Genomic DNA, 18,300 nt, shown 5'->3' with positions numbered 1-18,300 from the left:
CCTTACAGGTGCACCACACCCCGCATATACAATGCCGCGTAACCACTGATAATCACCCGGCCATTTCCAGGCACCTCGCAGCAGAGTTGACCTTTGCGCGCCCCACCCTGCTGGCAACGCAATACCTGCTTGCCGAAGCGTTCAGCCCAATAGGGCGCAAGCGAAGTGTGGGCCGACCCGGTTACAGGGTCTTCATTGACACCCACGCGGGGCCCGAACCAGCGGGTAACGAAGTCAAACGCCTGATGCGGGGCAGTAACAGCAATCCCACGCACGTCAAATTCGGCCAAAGCAGTGAAGTCAGGCTTGATCGTACCCAGCAACGCTGCGTCATCGATCACCACCAGAAGATCATCAGTGCGATACACACCGCGCGCTTCGCTTAACCCCAATGCTTCCAGCAAGCCCGCAGGCGTTGCCTCGGCCATAGGCTGTTTTGCCGGAAAGTCCATGGCCAACTGCCCGTCATTGCCACGGCTCACACGCAGTTCGCCACTGCGCGTATTGAAACGCAACACCTGTGCCTGTTCACCCAATTGCTCGAACAACACGTAGGCCGAGGCCAGTGTGGCGTGGCCGCACAGGTCGACCTCCACGGCAGGAGTGAACCAGCGCAGGTCGTAGGTTTCGCCATTGCGCACGAAATAGGCGGTTTCCGACAGGTTGTTCTCTTCGGCAATGCGTTGCAGTACTGCATCCGGCAGCCAGCTTTCCAGGGGGATCACCGCCGCCGGGTTGCCACCGAACGGTTCGGCGGAAAACGCATCGACCTGGAAGATTTCGAGTTGCATGGGAACACTCCTTGTAGCCCGGAAAATTCCGGGCGGGTTCGAAGGCGAAGATCAGGGATAAACGGGCGTCAGCACGGGTTCCCCGGTAAAGAATGCCTGCAAGTTGCGCAGCACCAAGGTTACGGTGTCACGCGCAGCCTCTGGCGATTGCCCAGCCACATGGGGCGTGAGTACCGTATTGCCCAGTGCCTTAAGGGCATCGGGCACGGCGGGTTCGTCATCGAACACATCCAGCGCGGCGCCGGCAAGGCGCCCTTTGGCCAGCGCATCGACCAACGCCTGGGTATCCACAACGCTCGCGCGTGCGATGTTCACCAGATAGCCCTCTGCCCCCAAGGCATCGAGCACCCGTGCATCGACAAGATGGCGCGTATGCGCACCACCCGGGGTAGCCACCACCAGAATGTCGACGGCATCGGCCAAATGCAGCGTGCTGTCGTACCAGGTGTAGGGCACGCCCTGACGCGGAGTGCGGCTGTGGTAGCTGATGTTCATGTCAAAACCAAGGCTGGCGCGTTTGGCGATGGCCAGGCCAACGGCACCCAGCCCAAGAATGCCAAGGCGCTTGCCGCTCACCGATGGGCTGATGACCCGGTTCCATTCACCACGGCGGGTGCTGGCATCAGCACGTGGGATATCACGCAGCAGCGCCAGCAGCAGGGCCAGGGTGTGATCGGCAACGGCAGCGGCGTTGGCGCCAGCACCGTTGGTGACAGTGATGCCGCGGGCAGCGGCGGCGGCCAGGTCGACTTGCTCGTAGCCAGCGCCGATCACGCAGATGATCTGCAGCTTGGGCAAAGCGTCAATTTCAGCGGCGGTCAGGCCCAACGGGCCGCGAGTGAGTACGGCATCTATCTGCTCGGCATGGCGGCGGATGGCATCGGCACGCAGCTGTGGGGAAGGTGCGCGGATCAGGCGGTAGCCTGCCTGTTCGAGCAGAGGCAGGTAATCGTCGACGGTTTCAACCAGTACCAAAACGGTCTTGCTCATGCTGCCTCCGGCTCGATAAGAGCACGCATTATGCTGGGCTACCGTACAGTACAGTCAATCGGTAATTGGTGATGAAACTGTTACGGTTCCTCAGCGGCGTACCACCACCGCGCTACCTATCATTTCTGCCAGTTGTCGGCGATTCATAGGCTGCCTAACCTAGGTTCAACCCGGGCCAACCCATTTCACCATCGCTTGATCACCGACTTTGCCATGCGCACTGCAGCGGTTGATGGCACGCCCGAGGTTTGCCCTGATGAACCGATTCTTGCTTTTGCTCGCCCCCTTGGTTACTGGCCGCTTGCGTTGGCCGGCATGCGCCCGAACCTGAAACACCTCTCGACACGCGTGCCATCACAAAGGTTGACGGCCCCGCTACAGCCGCGGCAATCACCAAACGGTACAACGAAACCCCGGCAAACTGCGGCAAAGACAGCATGCCGGCATTTCTCTGCTCCGGCGTGCTCATTCGTGCAACCACTTACGGTGATACATACGACACGTGGGACCCCAGCAACAATGCCAAAAAGAAAGGCAGCGTCTCGTTTTCCTATCTGCGCAGGGATAACAACTTCGGGTCTTTCGCCTGGAAACCTACCAACCCCAACGGCTTCATCTTCTACCCGATTCTCGATACGCCAGCAGGCAAGGACAATATACCCATCCTGTGCCACTTCCCCATGGATGGCTGGACCGACCTTGGCCGCGACAGAAGCGGTTGCGGTACGTACCCTAATGTGGCTGGTAGCCAACCCTGCCACCAGCAGAACATCACCACAGGCGCGCAATGGGTCGCCAAGTACCCCCCGGGCACTTCGGGTAACAGGATCTGCGGCTTCGATGTGCGGGACGAACTCAACCACTATGCCGGGCCCAACTTCTACGCCGGCCTACAGGCCAAATGGCTCAACAAAGGTTATTTCGCCGAACAGAACGAGACGCTGCTGCAAGTTTGGGGCGACGGCCGAGGTAGAACGTTGCCGATCCAAGCCTTTTTCTATGCTAACCAGGCTGGCCTGACTGATGCCCGTAAAAGCAAGCAACGTTTCCTGACCCGGACCGCAATAGACTTGCCAATCATCAAGGTCACTCTGCCAGCGACGGCCGAAGCCAGCGCCAAATTTGAATACATCGCTGGAGACCAGTAAACGGTATTCTGCACATTCAATTCGGTTATTGAGCGAATGCCCTGCCCAAGCCACCCGGCACGCCGCTGCTGTCGGTTTCCTGCCACGGCCCATCCGGGCTCAGCGACCAGCTCCAGCCATTGTCAAATCGGTAGTACGTACGCTGCCGGTAAAAAGTGTTGGGCTTCTTCTCCAGCACATACACACCCAGCTTGGGGTCCCAATGGCTGGCCCCGCCGGGAGGCGGCGCAAAGCTGGCGGAGGTACGCGGCATCGGTTTTGGGGTTGCTGCCGGCTTGCTCGGCTGAGTGGACGGTTGCCCACCCGGCAGCGGTTTGACCACCGGCCCTTTGTGCGGTGGCACCGTTTCGATCGGCGGCGCCGGTTGCTCATACGGCTCACGCACCGTACACGCAGACAAACCCACGGCCAGGGTGATCAGGGTCAGGCGGACGATGCTGTGCATGGCAAGGCTCTCTTACGGGTCGGGGCTGTCGATGATCAGGTGCTGGGTAGCCTGGGTGCTGGTAGCCAGCGGCGCGCCCTGGCCGATCCATTCGCCGTGGGTGGGCTGGCCGGCGCGCGAGACGCGTGCAACGAGTTGGACTTCGGCAAACCCGGACAGTTTCATCTGCGGCATCATCGCATCGGCGTCGGACAGTTCCACCTCCAACGGCAATTGCGCCACGGTCACGCGCTTGGCTGCCAGCGGCATGGGCGGGCCGTTGCTGGCGCGGGCGAAGATGAACACGGTGTCGTCGGGCCTGACCTTGTCCTTCAGCGCCGCCGCCAGTTCAACGCGCACCTTCAAACGTGCCGTGGCGGGCTTGCTCGCCGTGCCTCCCAGGCGCTCGGTGGCGCGGTCGATGCCACCCTGCAGGGCTTCACGCGAAGCATCGCCCTGGGGCAGTTGCGCCAGCAGGCGGTTCCAGAAGTCTATGGCTTCTTGATAGCGCTCGCCTTCAAATGCGGCGATGCCGCGCAGGCCCAGGCTGGTGACCTCGTTCGGGTCGGCCTTGAGCGCCTCGTCGGTCAGCGCCTGCACCTGCGGGTTCCACTTTTTGTCAGCCGCAAAATACAGTGCCTGTGCCCACTGGCCCAGCAGTTCGGGTTGGCGGCCGGCCAACGCCACGGCACGCTCGTAGGCCCGGGCAGCATCCGCCGGGCGCTGTTCAGCCATGTAGGCCCGGCCGAGGAAGTACAGGCCCTCGGCAGAATCTGGCTGGGCTTCGACAGCGCGCTCCAGGCGCGAGATCATTTCTTCCATGTTTTTGGGAGCGGCAGCAAACTCCTGGGTCAGTTCAACTTTGTCCGCCGCGCCAAAATGCAGGTACAGCCCTAGCGCCATCACCGGCACCAGCACCGCCGCCAGCAACGGCAGGGCCTTGCCCAAATGCCCCTGACGATCGGGTTCGGCGCCTTCGGTATCAGCCAGCAGCTCACGGGCGGCTTCATCCCGGCCGGTAGCCAGTTGGGCCTCATCAAGCACACCCGCCGCCTGCTGGGCAGCCAGTTCGGCGACGCGTTCCTGATACAGCGCCACGTTCAACGCGGTACGGTCTTCTTCCTGCTGGCGTCGACGGCCACGCAGAATGGGGATCAGCAAAAAGCCGAGGGCAGCGAGCAGCAGCAGGCCCGCACTTAGCCAGAATTCAGTCATGGGTCTGTTCTTTTTCCAGCAGTTTGGCGAGACGCTCGCGTTCTTCGGCAGACAAATGCTCTGCACCTTGGTTAGCCGGGCCACGGCGCCGACGGACGATCACCGCCATCACCACGAAGCCCCCCACCAGCAGGATGCCCGGGCCAAACCACAGCAGCCAGGTACGCCCGCTCAGGGCCGGCTTGTAACGCACGAAATCGCCATAGCGATCGACCATGAACTCGACGATCTGCTGATTACTCTTGCCCTCCCCCAGCATGCGGAAGATTTCCCGGCGCAGGTCGGCGGCAATTGGCGCGTTGGAGTCGGCGATGTCCTGGTTCTGGCACTTGGGGCAACGCAGTTCCTTGGTCAGTTGCTGGTAACGCTCACGCTCGGCGTCGTCGCGGAACTGGTAGGTATCAATGGCCGCCCTGGCCACGCCGGCCAGGCTCATGCCCAGTACGGCGGCTGCCAGCCAGCGCCTCATGGCTTGGCCTCGTCGACCAGGCCCTGGTACAACGGCGCCAGCTGCTCGCGCCACACAGTGGCATCCACCACGCCGACGTGCTTGTAACGGATGATGCCCTTGGCATCGATCAGGAAGGTTTCCGGCGCGCCGTACACACCCAGGTCCAGGCCCAGGCTGCCCTGTTCATCACGGATATCGAGCTGGTACGGGTTGTGGAACTCGGCCAACCACTTCAAGGCAGCCGCATTGTCGTCCTTGTAGTTGACGCCATGAATCACCACACCCTGCTGAGCCAGCTGGTTCAGGTACGGGTGTTCGACCTTGCACGACGGGCACCAGGTGGCCCACACGTTGACCAGTGCAGGGCGTCCCACCAGATCAGCCTGGGTCAGGGTACGGTCGCCCTGGGTCGAGGCCAGGGAAAACGCCGGGAACGGCTTGCCGATCATTGCCGACGGCAGCTCGTCGGGCTTGAGGAACAGCCCTTTGTAGAGGAAGACCGCCACCAGCAGGAACACCGCCAGTGGCACCACCATGATCCAACGCTTCATGCAGCTGCTCCAGACACGCCCAGGGCATCACGCACCCGGGTCTTGACCTTGACGCGATAGCGCCGGTCGAGGGCCGCAAGCAACCCGCCCAGGCCGGTCAGCAGACCGCCCAGCCAGATCCAGCGGACGTAAGGCTTGATATGTACACGCACAGCCCAGGCGCCGTTCTCCAGCGGCTCACCCAGCGCCACGTACAGGTCGCGGGTGAACCCGGCATCGATGCCGGCCTCGGTCATCATCGACTGCTGCACGGTGTACAGGCGTTTTTCCGGGTGCAGGGTGGTCACTTCACGGCCATCGCGGCTGACCACGATGGTGCCTTTGTCGGAGATGAAGTTTGGCCCCTCGAAGTGCTTGGCCCCCTGGAACAGGAAGTGATAACCGCCCAGCTCGATGCTATCGCCCGGAGCCATGCGCAGGTCGCGTTCAGCACTGTTGTTGCTCGACAGCACCACGCCCAGTGCACAAACGGCCAGGCCCAGGTGCGCCAGCTGCATGCCCCAGTAACTGCGGCCCAGGCCTCGCACGCCCTTGGCCAGGCCTTTGTGCCGGGTTTTGTCGAGGATGTCGCGCAGCCCGCTCAGTACCACCCAGGCAGCCAGTGCAAAGGCAGTCAGGGCCGGCCAATCGAAATCATCGACAATGAAGCCGGCCACCGGCGCCAGCACGGCACTACCGATCAGCACCGGGGTCATCATGCTGGCCAGCCATTTGCCGGGGGTATCCTTCCAGCGCACGATCACGCCCACGCCGAGCACCACCATCAGCAGTGCCATCAGTGGCAGGAACAGCGCGTCAAAGTACGGCGGGCCGACCGACAGCTTGGCGCCGGTCAGGGCATCGAGCACCAGTGGGTACAGCGTGCCGAGCAGAATGGTCGAGGCCGCTACCACCAGCACCAGATTGTTGGCCAGCAGCAGGGTTTCACGCGACCACAGGGCAAAGCCGACCTGGCTTTTGACCACCGGCGCACGCAAGGCGAACAGGGTCAGCGAACCACCGACCACGAACAACAGGAAGATCAGGATGAACACGCCGCGCGAAGGGTCGGAGGCGAACGCGTGTACCGAGGTAAGCACCCCGGAGCGGACCAGGAACGTACCCAGCAGGCTCAGCGAGAACGCAGCGATTGCCAGCAGCACGGTCCAGCTCTTGAACACACCGCGCTTTTCGGTCACCGCCAGCGAGTGGATCAGTGCGGTACCGACCAGCCACGGCATGAACGAGGCGTTTTCCACCGGGTCCCAGAACCACCAGCCGCCCCAGCCCAGTTCGTAGTAGGCCCACCAGGACCCCAGGGTGATGCCCACGCCGAGGAAGGCCCAGGCAACGATGGTCCATGGCCGCGACCAGCGCGCCCACGCGGCGTCCAGGCGCCCGCCCAGCAGTGCGGCGATGGCGAAGGCGAAGGCCACCGAAAAGCCCACGTAGCCCATGTACAGCATCGGCGGGTGGACGATCAGGCCAAAGTCCTGCAGCAGTGGGTTGAGGTCGCGCCCATCGGCCGGCACCTGGGGCAACAGGCGCTGGAACGGGTTGGAGGTGATGATCAGGAAGCTCAGGAAGCCCACGCTGATCATGCCCATCACCGCCAGGACCCGGGCCAGCATTACCTGGGGCAGCTGGCGCGAGAAGATCGAAACGGCGAAGGTCCAGCCGCCAAGGATCAAGGCCCACAGCAGCAGCGAACCCTCGTGGGCACCCCACACGGCACTGAACTTGTAGTACCAGGGCAAGGCGCTGTTGGAGTTGCTCGCCACGTAGGCAACCGAGAAGTTGTCGGTCATGAAGGCGTGGGTCAGGCAGGCAAAGGCAAACGCCAGGAAGGCGAACTGCCCCCAGGCCGCCGGGCGCGCCAGGCCCATCCACAGGCTGTCGCCGCGCCAGGCGCCGAGCAACGGCACGGTTGCCTGCACGGCGGCAAAACAAATGGCCAGGATCATCGCCAACTGGCCGAGTTCGGGGACCACCAACGCCGCATTCATGGCTTGGCCTCCGCTTGCCCGCTTTCTTTGAGGGCCTTGGTCACTTCCGGCGGCATGTACTTCTCATCGTGCTTGGCCAGTACTTCGTCGGCCACCACAACGCCATCGGCGTTCAATTTACCCAGCGCGACGATACCCTGCCCTTCACGGAACAGGTCTGGCAGGATGCCCCGGTAGGTAATCGGCACCGACTTGCTGAAGTCGGTGACCACGAAGCGCACGTCCAGCGAGTCGGCCGAGCGCTGCACCGAGCCCTTTTCGACCATACCACCAGCGCGGATGCGGGTGTCCAGCGGTGCCTCGCCGTTGGCGATCTGGGTGGGGGTGTAGAACAGGTTGATGTTCTGCTGCAAAGCGCTCAAGGCAAAGCCGACGGCAATCGCAACCCCGACCAGCAGGCCGAGGATCAGGAACAGGCGTTTCTTGCGCTGCGGATTCACTGGTTGTTCTCCCGGCGCAAACGGCGCGCCTCTTCTTGCAAATAGCGGCGACGGGCCAGCAGCGGCGCGGCGACATTGATCGCCATCACCGCCAGGCAAATGCCATAGGCTGACCAGACGTACAGGCCATGGTGGCCCATGGCGAGGAAATCGCCGAATGAAGAAAAGCTCATCAGGCGGCCCTCCGACCCAGGCTGTTCATGACCTCTTCCCGAACCCAGCTGGCACGCGCTTCGCGCTTGAGTACCTCAAGGCGCATGCGCACCAGCAGCACGGCACCGAAGAAGCAATAAAAGCCCAGCGCCGTCAGCAGCAGCGGCAGCCACATCTCGGCCGGCATGGCGGGCTTTTCGGTCAGGGTGAAGGTGGCGCCTTGGTGCAGGGTGTTCCACCATTCCACCGAATACTTGATGATCGGGATGTTGATCACGCCGACGATGGCCAGCACCGCGCAGGCCTTGGCAGCGCTGTCACGGTTGCTGATGGCCTGGCCCAGGGCAATGATGCCGAAGTACAGGAACAGCAGGATCAGCATCGAGGTCAGGCGCGCATCCCACACCCACCAGCTGCCCCAGGTCGGCTTGCCCCAGATGGCTCCGGTGACCAGCGCCACGGCGGTCATCCACGCGCCAATCGGCGCCGCGCACTGCAGGGCCACATCCGCCAGCTTCATCTTCCACACCAGCCCCACCACCCCCGCCACCGCCAGCAGCACGTAGCAGGACTGCGCCAGCATCGCCGCCGGCACATGGATATAGATGATGCGGAAACTGTTGCCTTGCTGGTAATCCTCGGGCGCGAAGGCCAGGCCCCAGATCACGCCGGTGACCAGCAGCAAAGCGGCAGAAACGGCCAGCCACGGCAGCATTCGGCCGCTGATGGCATAGAACCATTTGGGGGAGCCCAGTTTGTGGAACCACGTCCAGCTAATTTTCATCAGGGTACATCCAGGGTATTTGCCGGGCTTGGGGGCCCAGGACTCGTTATTCGCCGACGCTGATCTTCAGGCCGGCCGCTATCGCAAAGGGTGCAAGGGTTACCGCCAGTGCCGTCAGGCTGGCCAGCCACAACAGGTGGCCAGTCGCCGGCATATTCTGCAGTGCTGCCTGCAGCGCACCACTGCCCAGGATCAATACTGGGATATACAACGGCAGAATCAGCAATGCCAGCAGCAGGCCGCCACGCTTCAGGCCAACCGTCAGCGCCGCGCCCACCGCGCCCAGCAGGCTCAGCACCGGGGTGCCCAACAGCAGGGAACCAAGCAGCACGGGCAGGCAATGGCTTGGCAGGCCCAGCATCAAGGCCAGCAATGGCGCCAACAATACCAGCGCCAGCCCGGAAAAGATCCAGTGTGCCAGCACCTTGGCCAGCACCAGCATAGCCAGCGGGTGTGGCGACAGTACCCACTGCTCCAGCGAGCCATCCTCGAAATCGCTGCGAAACAGGCCGTCCAGCGAGAGCAACACCGCCAGCAATGCCGCCACCCAGACCAACCCGGGTGACAAGGTTTGCAACAATTGGCTCTCCGGCCCTACCGCCAGCGGGAACAGCGCCACGACGATGGCAAAGAACACCAGTGGGTTGGCAAGCTCCGCCGGGCGGCGGAACAGCAGGCGCGCTTCGCGGCGCAGCAACAGGATGAATACACTCATGCCGCCCACTGCCCCAGGTTGAGTTCGCGGTAACCGGAGGGTTTGCATTCCAGTGTGTGGTGGGTGGTCAACACCACGGTGCCCCCTTGTTCGCAATGGGCCGCCAGGTGCGCTTCGAGCTGGGCAACGCCCTGTTTGTCGAGGGCGGTGAAAGGTTCGTCGAGGATCCACAGCGGCGGGCTTGCCAGATACAGGCGGGCCAGTGCCACACGGCGCTGCTGGCCAGCCGACAGGGTATGGCAGGGTACGTCCTCGAAACCGCGCAGGCCCACGGCCTCCAGTGCCGCCCAGATGGCGTCACGGGTGGCGGGCTGGTGCAGTGCACAGAGCCAGGTGAGGTTTTCCTCGGCGGTGAGCAAGTCCTTGATACCCGCGGCGTGGCCGATCCACAGCAGAATGCTGGCCAGCGCATGGCGCTGCTCGGCCAGCGGCTGGCCGCCCAGCAGAATCTGCCCGGCGGTCGGCTGCATCAGCCCGGCCAACAGGCGCAGCAGGCTGGTCTTGCCGCTGCCGTTGGGGCCGCTGACCTGCAGCATGTCGCCGGGGTGCAGTTCGAAATGCAGGTGCTCGAACAGCAGGCGCCAGTCGCGCTCGCAGGCCAGGCCTGCGGCTTGGAGGTGAAGGGTCACGGGTTTTGCCTTTATTTGTAGGGCTCCAGATCGCTGGCGCCTGCATCGCGGATGAATCCGCTCCTACAGGATCGCGTGTAGGAGCGGATTCATCCGCGATGCAGGCAACACCGCTCTGGAACCCTGAATCTCAAGTCGCCGCCCTCGCTGCCGTGTTACCGGCAGAGGCGCACGGGCGGCATTATTACATGCGTGGGCCCGATGCCAAGAGGTTGGCCTCACAGGTTGTATACAATCGTGATTGAAATCAATAGTCCCGAGCACAAACGGTGATTTGCGAGCCTCTATGCTGCTGGCAGCAGGACTATATACCTCATGGTTTCCCGGCCCATGCCACACCCTGTTGGCTCCTCAACATGGCAGGGCACGACATGATCACCCACTTGCAACCTGACGCTATCCAGCACGCGATTGACCACCTCACCCGAATTCCACGCCCGGACCGTTTCAGCACAGAAAAGATCAGGCAATGGCTCCAAGCCCAGGGCCTGGGCCTGGACCTTGATCCTGAAACCACAATGGCCGTTACCTTGCACTACAAGCCAGACCCCGAGGGAAACTGGGTGGCTCAGGTTGCCGAACAAATGCCGCTCAGCCAGGCCGTGATGTCCAAATGGCAGGATCAACCTGATAGCCTGCCAACACTGCCGTACGACAGCTTCAGCGCGTTCAGCTCTCTGGGCTTCTTGAAAGACTGGAGCACCGCACAGGAAAGCTGGTCTCGTGCCTTTGCCAATGGCAACGTGCAAATTGTCGATGAACTACCTCAAACCGGCCTTTTTGGCATGCTTGACGAATATGCAGTCTTTCAAGGGCTGTTCCATGCGGCCGAACCCATGCGGTACTCCCCCGAAACGCTGGTGGCCATCGACACAAAAGCATTTCAAGCGTTCATCTGGACGCTGGAGTTCCATGACCAATTCATCACCCAGCTCGACGATTACTGGGCGCACCAATCGGACGATTACGCCACGTTGGCAAGGGTGAACTTCATCGCGGCCTGCAACAAGCAAGTCAAGGAGGGAAGCCTCGACGAAGCAGCCTGTGAACTGGCCTGGCGCGTGGCCGGGCTGCTGGCTGACGACGATGATTCAATCTCGCACAGCCATCAGGTGGAAGTGCGCATGCTCAACGTCTACGGCTATGTCGCCACCGACATCCCCTGCCTGAAGGACAAGGTTTCAGGGCTGACGTTGCTTTACATCCCTGGTAATTCCTCGCCCCTGCACCCTTTCGAGAACGAGGATGCCATGAAAGCCTGGATCAAGGAGCAGTGCATGGACGCCCATAAGCGCAAAGCACTGATGGCGCATTTTCGACTGCAGGACTTGCCGGACGGGCTCAGTTATTCAGGGCTGGAGGCGGCCCTGGCAGGGTTGGCCAGTTACGAAGGCCCCCGCTTCTTGTATATCAACAACTTGGTCATCCCTGCCCGCGGGTGGTCAACCGTGTACATCAACTATAACGTCGACGACTTTAGCCCGGTGATCACCGAAGACCTTTTCAGCTATCTGACTGCGCAGCAAAAACAGCGTAGTTACGATGATGCGCAGTTCTTGATCACCACCCGTAGCGATGTCATGAAAGCAAAGTGGCGAGGCTACCTGAACATCGCCCTGACCATTATCGCCCCACTGGCGCTCGTCGTACCTGGCCTGGGATGGGTGGTGGCCGTTGGTGGCATCGCGCAACTCGGCGTGGGCCTGGACGAAATCATCAATGGCAAGACGCGTGAGGAAAAGATCGATGGCGCCACCAACGTTGCGTTCGGCGCGCTATGCGCGCTGCCCCTGGCAGGCAAAGCGTGGTCCGTCAGCAAGAAGATGTTCCAGACGCAGCTGGATTCATTCGTGGCCCCCGGCAGAGTCAACGGGCAGATCGGCTACCTGCTGAGCCCGCCGCGTGCACCCCGGGTGGCCTGGGGCGGCAGCAATTTCCCCAGGTACTTCGAGCAGCCGGTACGCGTGAAGCCGCTGGACGCCCCCGCTCAAGGGTATGCAATCAGCCGTGAAACAACCCATGAGGGCATGGACACGCTACTGGCCACGCAAGATCGCGCAACGCGCTTCCTGTATGACCTGGATGAAGACGCATTCGTTAGGCAGGTGGAAAGCCAGCTCGATTCGCCAACCCGCTATATTGCCGCTGACGCCCGGCTGTATAGCTACCGCCCTGGAGTCGATGCCCCCCGTGTAGTCACCGACACCATGCGTCAACGCACGCTCCGAAACCTCGGCATCGATGTGGCAATGCCTGTTGAAGTGCCGAGAATTCCCAACGTGAACCAGACACCTGTCCCCAGGAAAGTGTTTCATCTGTGGCTAGGCGACAAACCCATATCGCCCGCTGGGCTCGTGCGCTTGGGCCGCAACTCGAGACTGCTCAGGGACGCCGGCTACGAACATCACCTTTTCCTCTCGTATTCAAGCCTCGTCACGAATGGCCAAGCCTTGGCCGAGGCCGCTCCCGAACTCAATCTGCGCACACTGGAATCGCAACGGTTCTTCAGCGAAATGCATCCGTTCAGCAGGCAGCACTTCGAAGCCGCCATGGAAGGCCCGATGCCTGGGGCCTCACATGTGACGGCCGCCACCGACATGTTGAAGTACCATGCCCTGTATCAAGAGGGCGGGTTGTACATGGATATCGACAACGACCTGCTGGCAACCCGCTCACATCCCTCGGCAGCGGGCATTATCAACGAGGCCGCGCCCGAGGACTGGATAGGCACGGTGCTACTGCAAACCACCCCGGATGGCCTCTTGCTCGAGCAGCCAACCTCCAACGCATTCCGGGGCGTTCATCAGCAATTCAACACCAGCGTGATTGGCAGCCACCCCAACAACCCGACCTTGCGCGAAGTCATACGGGAAATGGAGAGTCGCCTGGATGCTCGACCAGGGTTTTTCCGCCAAAAGCAAAACTGGCCGAAAAAGGGCGCCTACGCACCCACTTACGCCACCTATGCAAAAGCCCTGAACGAAATGACCGGCATTGACATGTTCAACCACGTAGTGGACAGGAACCTGCCGGCCTACAGGCAAATGAAACAGATCTACAAATTGCTCAGTTGTCCACTGCTCAAGTCTCCCTCCCTGCTAAGTGCGCAGCTAGAACCGGTGTCGAACGAAGAACTGCAATCCACACTTCAATCGCTGTTTAGCGTATCGCGCATAATGCGCGTCAATAAAGGGTTCGGCTGGAGAAACCTGAACCCATAACCAGGCTTGGCTCAAGTCGCCTCCACCGCTGCCGTTACAGAGTCAGCGGCGGACGGCGGCTACCATCGGTTAATCCGTCACATTACACGGAGGGCGTGCTCCACACCGGTTGCCTACAATCATGACTGAAATCAATAGCCTCAGCGCACAAACCGCAATCAGCCCGCAGGCAATCAAAGCAGCACTGACGGGCGAACTGCTCAACCTCACCCAGGCGCAGCCTGGCTTGATCAAGCCAGGCGAAACCGCGCAGGCCGAAGTACTGACGCTGCGCCAGACCGGCAGCGAGTTCCAGTTGGTGCTGCGCTTTTTGCAGGCCAACGGCAGCCAGGCGCAGGTGCAGGCCAGCAGCAGCCAGCCGATCCCCCAAGGCAGCCAGATCACCATCAGCCAGCCAGAGAGCAACCGCCTGGCGGTCATGGTGCAACAGGCCAATGCCAGCAACATCGCCACCCTCACCCAGCTCGATACCAGCAAAGTGCCGGTCGGTACGCTGCTGCAGGGCAAGGTGCTGACCAGCCAACTGCTGCAAAACGCCGGTGCAGCCGCCACGTTCCGTTCGCTGGTCAGCTTGCTCAACACTGCCCAGGCTGGTGCCACGCTGACCATTGACAGCCCCCGCCCACTGGCCGTGGGCAGCCTGCTCACGGCCTTGGTGCAGGGCGACCAGTCATTGCGCTTCGTGCCGTTGAGCGGCCGCCAGGAGCAACTGAACATCACCCAGCAACTGGCCGCCCAGAACACTCGGCAAGCCTCGTTGCCGGGCCTGCTCAATGCCTTGCAGCACATCGCCAGCAATGGCGAAGGTGAATTACGCGTCAGCGCCGAGCGTTTGCTGGCCAGCCTGCCAGACGCACGCCAGCTCGGTGACGGCAAAGCTTTGGCCCAGGCCTTGAACAACAGTGGTGCTTTTTTCGAGGCCAAGTTGCTCGGCGGCCTTGCCAGCGGCGCGACGGGGGACTTGAAAGCGCAACTGCTCAACCTGATCGCTCAAGCCTCTCCCGAGCGCCCCGTCGCCACCAGCGCCTCGGCCCTGGCCCAGATCATGCCTGCCATGGCCCGCAGCGCCCTGGGCATGCTCGAACGGGTCAGCCCGCGCCAACAGCCTGGTGCGTTCCCGCTGCCCTCCCGGCTGTTGCAGGCGATGGAGAACGAAAGCGACCTGCAACAACTGCTGCGCCTGGCTGCCGCCGCCATTTCGCGGCTGCAGAGCCATGCCCTGAGTAGCCTGCAACAAACCGGCACCACCGAAACCGGCAACCTGCAAACCACCTGGCAAACCGAGATCCCCGTGCGCCATGGCCAGGAATTCATCCCGCTGCAGGCTAAATTCCAGCGTGAAGAAACACCGCAGCAGCAAGCCGACCCTCAGCGCGAACAACGCGACCCGCTGGAATCGCTGTGGCGCATCGAGCTGGCGTTCGACCTGCCGCCGCTCGGCCCGTTGCAGGTACAGGCGCAGCTAAGCCAAGGCCGGTTGAGCGGCCATCTCTGGGCCGAAATGCCCGACACCGCGCGGCTGATAGACAGCCAGCTGGGCAGCCTGCGCGAACGCCTGCTGGCGCGTGGCGTGGATGTAGGTGACCTGGCCTGCCACCCCGGGACGCCGCCACAAGGCCCACGCACTCGCCTGGAACAACGCTGGGTGGACGAAACCGCATGATCGACAAACAACCCCGCCAGGCCATCGCCCTGAGCTATGACGGCCAGCAGGCCCCGACCTTGAGCGCCAAGGGCGACGACGAACTGGCCGAAGCGATCCTAGCCATCGCCCGCGAACACGAAGTGCCGATCTACGAAAATGCCGAACTGGTGCGCCTGCTGGCGCGGCTGGAGCTGGGCGAGCAGATCCCCGAGGCGTTGTACCTCACCATCGCCGAAATCATCGCCTTCGCCTGGCAACTGCGCGGCAAGGTGCCGCCAGGGTTCAATGAGCCAGACCAGCCCCCTCGTGACATCACCCCTGCTTTGTTGGGCCTGCCACCGGGGTAGTAATTTTCTACCGATCCGTCAGCCATTGGCTTCGTCACTGTTGCGTTTCATTAATCCGCACAGGTCGTTTCAATGGCATCGCTAACTGTTAACAACGCTGGTGTGCAGTTCATCCGCAGCCACCTGCAAAACATCCCGCGCCCTGACAACGAAGCCTCCAACGCCATCGGCCAATGGGCCCGGCAACAGGGGCACCCGTTGGACCCAACGCTCACTGACGTGGTCACCCTGCATTACCGCGGCAACCAGGCCGTCATCGCCCAGTGCCTGCCACTGCCCCAGGCGGTGCTCTCGAACTGGCAAGGCGAGTCCAGCAAGGACCTGATCGGCCAACTGTTCCCGGGCGGTTGGGCAGGCTCATTGCCGGATGGCCCCCTGCACATCGTAGAGCACCTGCCTGAGCTCGGAGCGCTGGACAACAGCGCCCCCTATGCAGTGTTCAATGGCCTGTTCCGCAGGACCGACCCACCCCGCTACGACAGCACGACCCGCTTGCCGGTCGATGTCGAAGCCATGCAGGACTTCATCTGGACTCTCGACTTCCATGCCCGCTTCGTGGCCATGCTGGACGCTTACTGGCAGCACGCCACCCAAAGCCATCGGCAATCGCTTAAGATCAGCTTCATTGCCGCCTGCAACAAGCAGGTGCAGGAAGGCTCCCTGAGCGACATCGGCCGGCAGTTGGCCTGGCAAGCTGCCGGGCTCATGCCGCAAGCGGCGGATTTCAGGATCAGGCCCTTGAACGTCTATGGCTACGCGGCCACCGACCTGCTGTGCATGGCCGACAAGGCGCAGCGCAGAGTGCTGCTGTACTTGCCAGGCAATGCCTCGCCCTTCCATGAGTTCGGCAGCATGAGCGCGATGAAGGACTGGTTCGCCCTGCAGTGCCGCGATGCCGACAAGCGCCAGCGACTGCGCCAGTACTTCAGGCAGGCCGATACGCCTGACGGCCTGGATTTCAGCGGCCTGGACACCGCGCTGGCAGGTTTGGCCGCTTACCCGGGCATCCACTACCGGTCGCCCAACCGCCCCGGTTTCACCACCGATGGCCGCTGGGCACCGAACGATTACGTCAATTACAAGGCGAGCAAGTACAGCCCCCAACTGCGGGGCGACCTGTTTGCCGCCCTGACCGAACGCCAACGCGAACGCAGCTACGCCGACGCAGACTTCATCATCACCAGCAATCAGGACGTGACCAAAGCCCGCTGGCGTGGCTACCTGGTCACCACGCTCAACCTGCTGGCACCTTTTGCGCTGGTGGTGCCGGCACTCGCACCACTGCTGGCGCTTGGCGGCATCGCTCAGTTTGGTTTGGGAATAGACCGGGCCATCAACGGCAAGACCCTGGAAGATAAAGCGGGCGGCGTGGACGACATCGCGTTCGGCCTGCTGAACGCGGCGCCGTTGGCCATGCAGGCCCTGGACGAAGCACGTGTGCTGTTCCCGCCCAGAAGCAAACGCTTCGTAGCACCCGTGCGCCTTAACGATCAACTGGGCTACCCGTTGAGCCCCGTCGACCCTCCCCGCCTGCCACTGGACACCACGGCCAGTTTATTCGGTGACACAGTGCCGCCACTGCCCTCGGGTGACCCGGAAATCGCCGCGCGGGTGGCCCGCATACCCGTTTCCGCCGATGGGCCGGAACAGCTGCAATCGGTCATTGGTGGCTACAATGCATCGGTACTGTACGACGCCGAACACGACGCCTTCATCCGTGATTACGATGTGAACGAGGTGATGCCGACTTACTATCAAGCCACAGGGCAGAGCCGAGGGCTGAACCCGATCGATGTCGCGGCCCGGCCGGTTACCCACGAAATGCGCATGAGCAGTCTGCGGGCAATGGGCGTGGATATTCAGCTGCCCGTCGATCTGTCCAGCTTCGAAGGCCTGGTTCGCCAACCGATTCCAAAGCAGATTTTCAGCCTCTGGGTGGGTGACCGGGTCATTCCTTCGGAACTGCTTGCCACACTTGCCGGCAACAGCGAACGGCTGGCATCCAGCCAATATACGTTCCGCTTGTACCTGTCAAAAAACAACCCGGCGGCATTCGATGAAAACCTCAGGCTGCTGCACGAACAGGCCCCGCGTCTACGGGTACTGCCGCTGGAGGATCAGCCGGTCTATCAGCAGTTCAGCGAGAGTCGCCTGTTCGAACAATACCAACAGGCCACAGCAGGCGCAGGCGCCAACTTCGCTTCGGCGTCCGACATTCTGCGCTATCCGCTGCTCGAAGCCGAAGGCGGTATTTACCTGGATATCGACGACACGTTGCTCGCCGACCCCAATGCCCCGCACGACCTCAAACGCGCCGCCATCGATACCCTGGAACTGTCGACGACACCCGATGGCTTGCTGCTGGGCGTACCGGTCAACCAGGAAGACATGAACATGCATTGCCAGTTCAACAGCAACATGATCGGCAGCCATGCTGGCAACCCGACCCTGCGGCAAATCGCGGACACTCTGCATGAGCGCTTCCAGGCAGATGCGGCGTTTTACCAAAGCAGGCCGCTGTCCGAGAGCGATGGTTTCAGCGAGTACTCCCGCCAGTTGAGCCACCTGACCGGCCCCCGCATGCTCAATGATGTCATTGATCAGCACCTGCCGCGGCTGCGCACCTTGCGCCAATTGATCAATTTGCAATCGCTGCCGCAGAACAACCCGATGTTTCTGATTGATGGCCTGGGGCAGATTGCCAACCAGGTGATCGCCAGCGAGCTGGCGCTCACCAAAGTTGCTGACGTGGGCAATTTCCACTCGTGGGCAAAGCCCTGACAGTACAAGGGCGACCCCAGGGTCGCCCTT

17 protein-coding genes are annotated in these 18,300 nt (G+C 62.1%); 5 read left to right on the top strand and 12 right to left on the bottom strand.

All coding sequences use genetic code 11. The annotated features are described in order from the left end of the window. Positions 1-2: 2 nt before the first annotated feature. On the bottom strand, positions 3-791 hold the full coding sequence (locus tag PVV54_RS07845; protein ID WP_274909382.1) for a PhzF family phenazine biosynthesis protein: 789 nt from the start codon (positions 789-791) through the stop codon (positions 3-5). Between the two features lie 51 nt (positions 792-842). After that, on the bottom strand, positions 843-1,781 hold the full coding sequence (locus PVV54_RS07840; RefSeq protein ID WP_274909381.1) for a 2-hydroxyacid dehydrogenase: 939 nt from the start codon (positions 1,779-1,781) through the stop codon (positions 843-845). A 437-nt stretch (positions 1,782-2,218) separates the two neighbouring features. On the opposite strand from PVV54_RS07840, the gene PVV54_RS07835 reads away from it, so the two are divergent. Further along, the gene (locus tag PVV54_RS07835) at positions 2,219-2,929 is read left to right on the top strand and encodes a hypothetical protein (RefSeq protein ID WP_274909380.1); all 711 of its coding nucleotides are present in this window, start codon (positions 2,219-2,221) and stop codon (positions 2,927-2,929) included. A 25-nt stretch (positions 2,930-2,954) separates the two neighbouring features. On the opposite strand, the gene PVV54_RS07830 is transcribed toward PVV54_RS07835, so the two are convergent. From PVV54_RS07830 to ccmA, 10 genes are read right to left on the bottom strand one after another with little or no spacing between them, the layout of a single operon-like run. Further along, positions 2,955-3,374 (bottom strand): hypothetical protein, encoded by a 420-nt coding sequence (locus PVV54_RS07830; RefSeq protein WP_274909379.1) that lies wholly within the window; start codon positions 3,372-3,374, stop codon positions 2,955-2,957. A 12-nt stretch (positions 3,375-3,386) separates the two neighbouring features. Further along, positions 3,387-4,568: a c-type cytochrome biogenesis protein CcmI gene (gene ccmI, locus PVV54_RS07825; protein ID WP_274909378.1), complete on the bottom strand. Its 1,182-nt coding sequence runs from the start codon at positions 4,566-4,568 to the stop codon at positions 3,387-3,389. Beyond that, positions 4,561-5,037 carry a cytochrome c-type biogenesis protein gene (locus PVV54_RS07820; protein WP_274909377.1) on the bottom strand — a complete coding sequence of 159 codons (477 nt, stop codon included), beginning with the start codon at positions 5,035-5,037 and terminating at the stop codon, positions 4,561-4,563. The genes ccmI and PVV54_RS07820 overlap by 8 nt, the downstream gene beginning before the upstream one ends. After that, entirely contained in the window at positions 5,034-5,570 is a 537-nt protein-coding gene (locus tag PVV54_RS07815) for a DsbE family thiol:disulfide interchange protein (protein ID WP_274909376.1), read from the bottom strand. Before PVV54_RS07815 ends, PVV54_RS07820 begins: the two co-directional genes overlap by 4 nt. Further along, positions 5,567-7,540 carry a heme lyase CcmF/NrfE family subunit gene (locus PVV54_RS07810; RefSeq protein WP_274910405.1) on the bottom strand — a complete coding sequence of 658 codons (1,974 nt, stop codon included), beginning with the start codon at positions 7,538-7,540 and terminating at the stop codon, positions 5,567-5,569. The genes PVV54_RS07815 and PVV54_RS07810 overlap by 4 nt, the downstream gene beginning before the upstream one ends. Positions 7,541-7,551: 11 nt before the next feature. Continuing rightward, positions 7,552-7,995, bottom strand: coding sequence for a cytochrome c maturation protein CcmE (ccmE, locus tag PVV54_RS07805; protein WP_274909375.1), 444 nt, complete (start codon positions 7,993-7,995; stop codon positions 7,552-7,554). Continuing rightward, positions 7,992-8,168, bottom strand: coding sequence for a heme exporter protein CcmD (ccmD, locus tag PVV54_RS07800; RefSeq protein WP_274909374.1), 177 nt, complete (start codon positions 8,166-8,168; stop codon positions 7,992-7,994). The genes ccmE and ccmD overlap by 4 nt, the downstream gene beginning before the upstream one ends. Then, positions 8,168-8,932 carry a heme ABC transporter permease gene (locus tag PVV54_RS07795; RefSeq protein ID WP_274909373.1) on the bottom strand — a complete coding sequence of 255 codons (765 nt, stop codon included), beginning with the start codon at positions 8,930-8,932 and terminating at the stop codon, positions 8,168-8,170. Before PVV54_RS07795 ends, ccmD begins: the two co-directional genes overlap by 1 nt. A gap of 46 nt (positions 8,933-8,978) precedes the next feature. Continuing rightward, a complete protein-coding gene (gene ccmB / locus PVV54_RS07790; RefSeq protein ID WP_008096270.1) occupies positions 8,979-9,647 on the bottom strand; it encodes a heme exporter protein CcmB in 669 nt (222 codons plus the stop codon). Next, on the bottom strand, positions 9,644-10,276 hold the full coding sequence (gene ccmA, locus PVV54_RS07785) for a cytochrome c biogenesis heme-transporting ATPase CcmA (RefSeq protein WP_274909372.1): 633 nt from the start codon (positions 10,274-10,276) through the stop codon (positions 9,644-9,646). The genes ccmB and ccmA overlap by 4 nt, the downstream gene beginning before the upstream one ends. A 371-nt stretch (positions 10,277-10,647) precedes the next feature. Between ccmA and PVV54_RS07780 the strand changes: the two genes are divergently transcribed. From PVV54_RS07780 to PVV54_RS07765, 4 genes are all read left to right on the top strand, one after another. Further along, positions 10,648-13,497: a dermonecrotic toxin domain-containing protein gene (locus tag PVV54_RS07780; protein WP_274909371.1), complete on the top strand. Its 2,850-nt coding sequence runs from the start codon at positions 10,648-10,650 to the stop codon at positions 13,495-13,497. 121 nt (positions 13,498-13,618) lie between these two features. Then, positions 13,619-15,160, top strand: a complete 1,542-nt coding sequence (gene fliK, locus PVV54_RS07775; RefSeq protein ID WP_274909370.1) for a flagellar hook-length control protein FliK — start codon at positions 13,619-13,621, stop codon at positions 15,158-15,160. After that, positions 15,157-15,489 carry an EscU/YscU/HrcU family type III secretion system export apparatus switch protein gene (locus tag PVV54_RS07770; protein ID WP_274909369.1) on the top strand — a complete coding sequence of 111 codons (333 nt, stop codon included), beginning with the start codon at positions 15,157-15,159 and terminating at the stop codon, positions 15,487-15,489. Before fliK ends, PVV54_RS07770 begins: the two co-directional genes overlap by 4 nt. A gap of 72 nt (positions 15,490-15,561) precedes the next feature. Continuing rightward, positions 15,562-18,270, top strand: coding sequence for a dermonecrotic toxin domain-containing protein (locus tag PVV54_RS07765; protein WP_274909368.1), 2,709 nt, complete (start codon positions 15,562-15,564; stop codon positions 18,268-18,270). Positions 18,271-18,300 lie beyond the last annotated feature (30 nt).

The sequence above is a fragment of the Pseudomonas sp. PSKL.D1 genome, assembly GCF_028898945.1.
GTDB lineage: Bacteria > Pseudomonadota > Gammaproteobacteria > Pseudomonadales > Pseudomonadaceae > Aquipseudomonas.
The sequence above is the reverse complement of the archived record's forward strand: the minus strand, read 5'-3'. Positions and strand labels throughout refer to the sequence as shown.

Coding starts and splice junctions, on each gene's coding strand:
- PVV54_RS07845 (WP_274909382.1), bottom strand. CDS start 791: ATGCAACTCGAAATCTTCCAGGTCGATGCGTTTTCCGCCGAACCGTTC.
- PVV54_RS07840 (WP_274909381.1), bottom strand. CDS start 1,781: ATGAGCAAGACCGTTTTGGTACTGGTTGAAACCGTCGACGATTACCTG.
- PVV54_RS07835 (WP_274909380.1), top strand. CDS start 2,219: ATGCCGGCATTTCTCTGCTCCGGCGTGCTCATTCGTGCAACCACTTAC.
- PVV54_RS07830 (WP_274909379.1), bottom strand. CDS start 3,374: ATGCACAGCATCGTCCGCCTGACCCTGATCACCCTGGCCGTGGGTTTG.
- ccmI (WP_274909378.1), bottom strand. CDS start 4,568: ATGACTGAATTCTGGCTAAGTGCGGGCCTGCTGCTGCTCGCTGCCCTC.
- PVV54_RS07820 (WP_274909377.1), bottom strand. CDS start 5,037: ATGAGGCGCTGGCTGGCAGCCGCCGTACTGGGCATGAGCCTGGCCGGC.
- PVV54_RS07815 (WP_274909376.1), bottom strand. CDS start 5,570: ATGAAGCGTTGGATCATGGTGGTGCCACTGGCGGTGTTCCTGCTGGTG.
- ccmD (WP_274909374.1), bottom strand. CDS start 8,168: ATGAGCTTTTCTTCATTCGGCGATTTCCTCGCCATGGGCCACCATGGC.
- PVV54_RS07795 (WP_274909373.1), bottom strand. CDS start 8,932: ATGAAAATTAGCTGGACGTGGTTCCACAAACTGGGCTCCCCCAAATGG.
- ccmB (WP_008096270.1), bottom strand. CDS start 9,647: ATGAGTGTATTCATCCTGTTGCTGCGCCGCGAAGCGCGCCTGCTGTTC.
- PVV54_RS07780 (WP_274909371.1), top strand. CDS start 10,648: ATGATCACCCACTTGCAACCTGACGCTATCCAGCACGCGATTGACCAC.
- fliK (WP_274909370.1), top strand. CDS start 13,619: ATGACTGAAATCAATAGCCTCAGCGCACAAACCGCAATCAGCCCGCAG.
- PVV54_RS07770 (WP_274909369.1), top strand. CDS start 15,157: ATGATCGACAAACAACCCCGCCAGGCCATCGCCCTGAGCTATGACGGC.
- PVV54_RS07765 (WP_274909368.1), top strand. CDS start 15,562: ATGGCATCGCTAACTGTTAACAACGCTGGTGTGCAGTTCATCCGCAGC.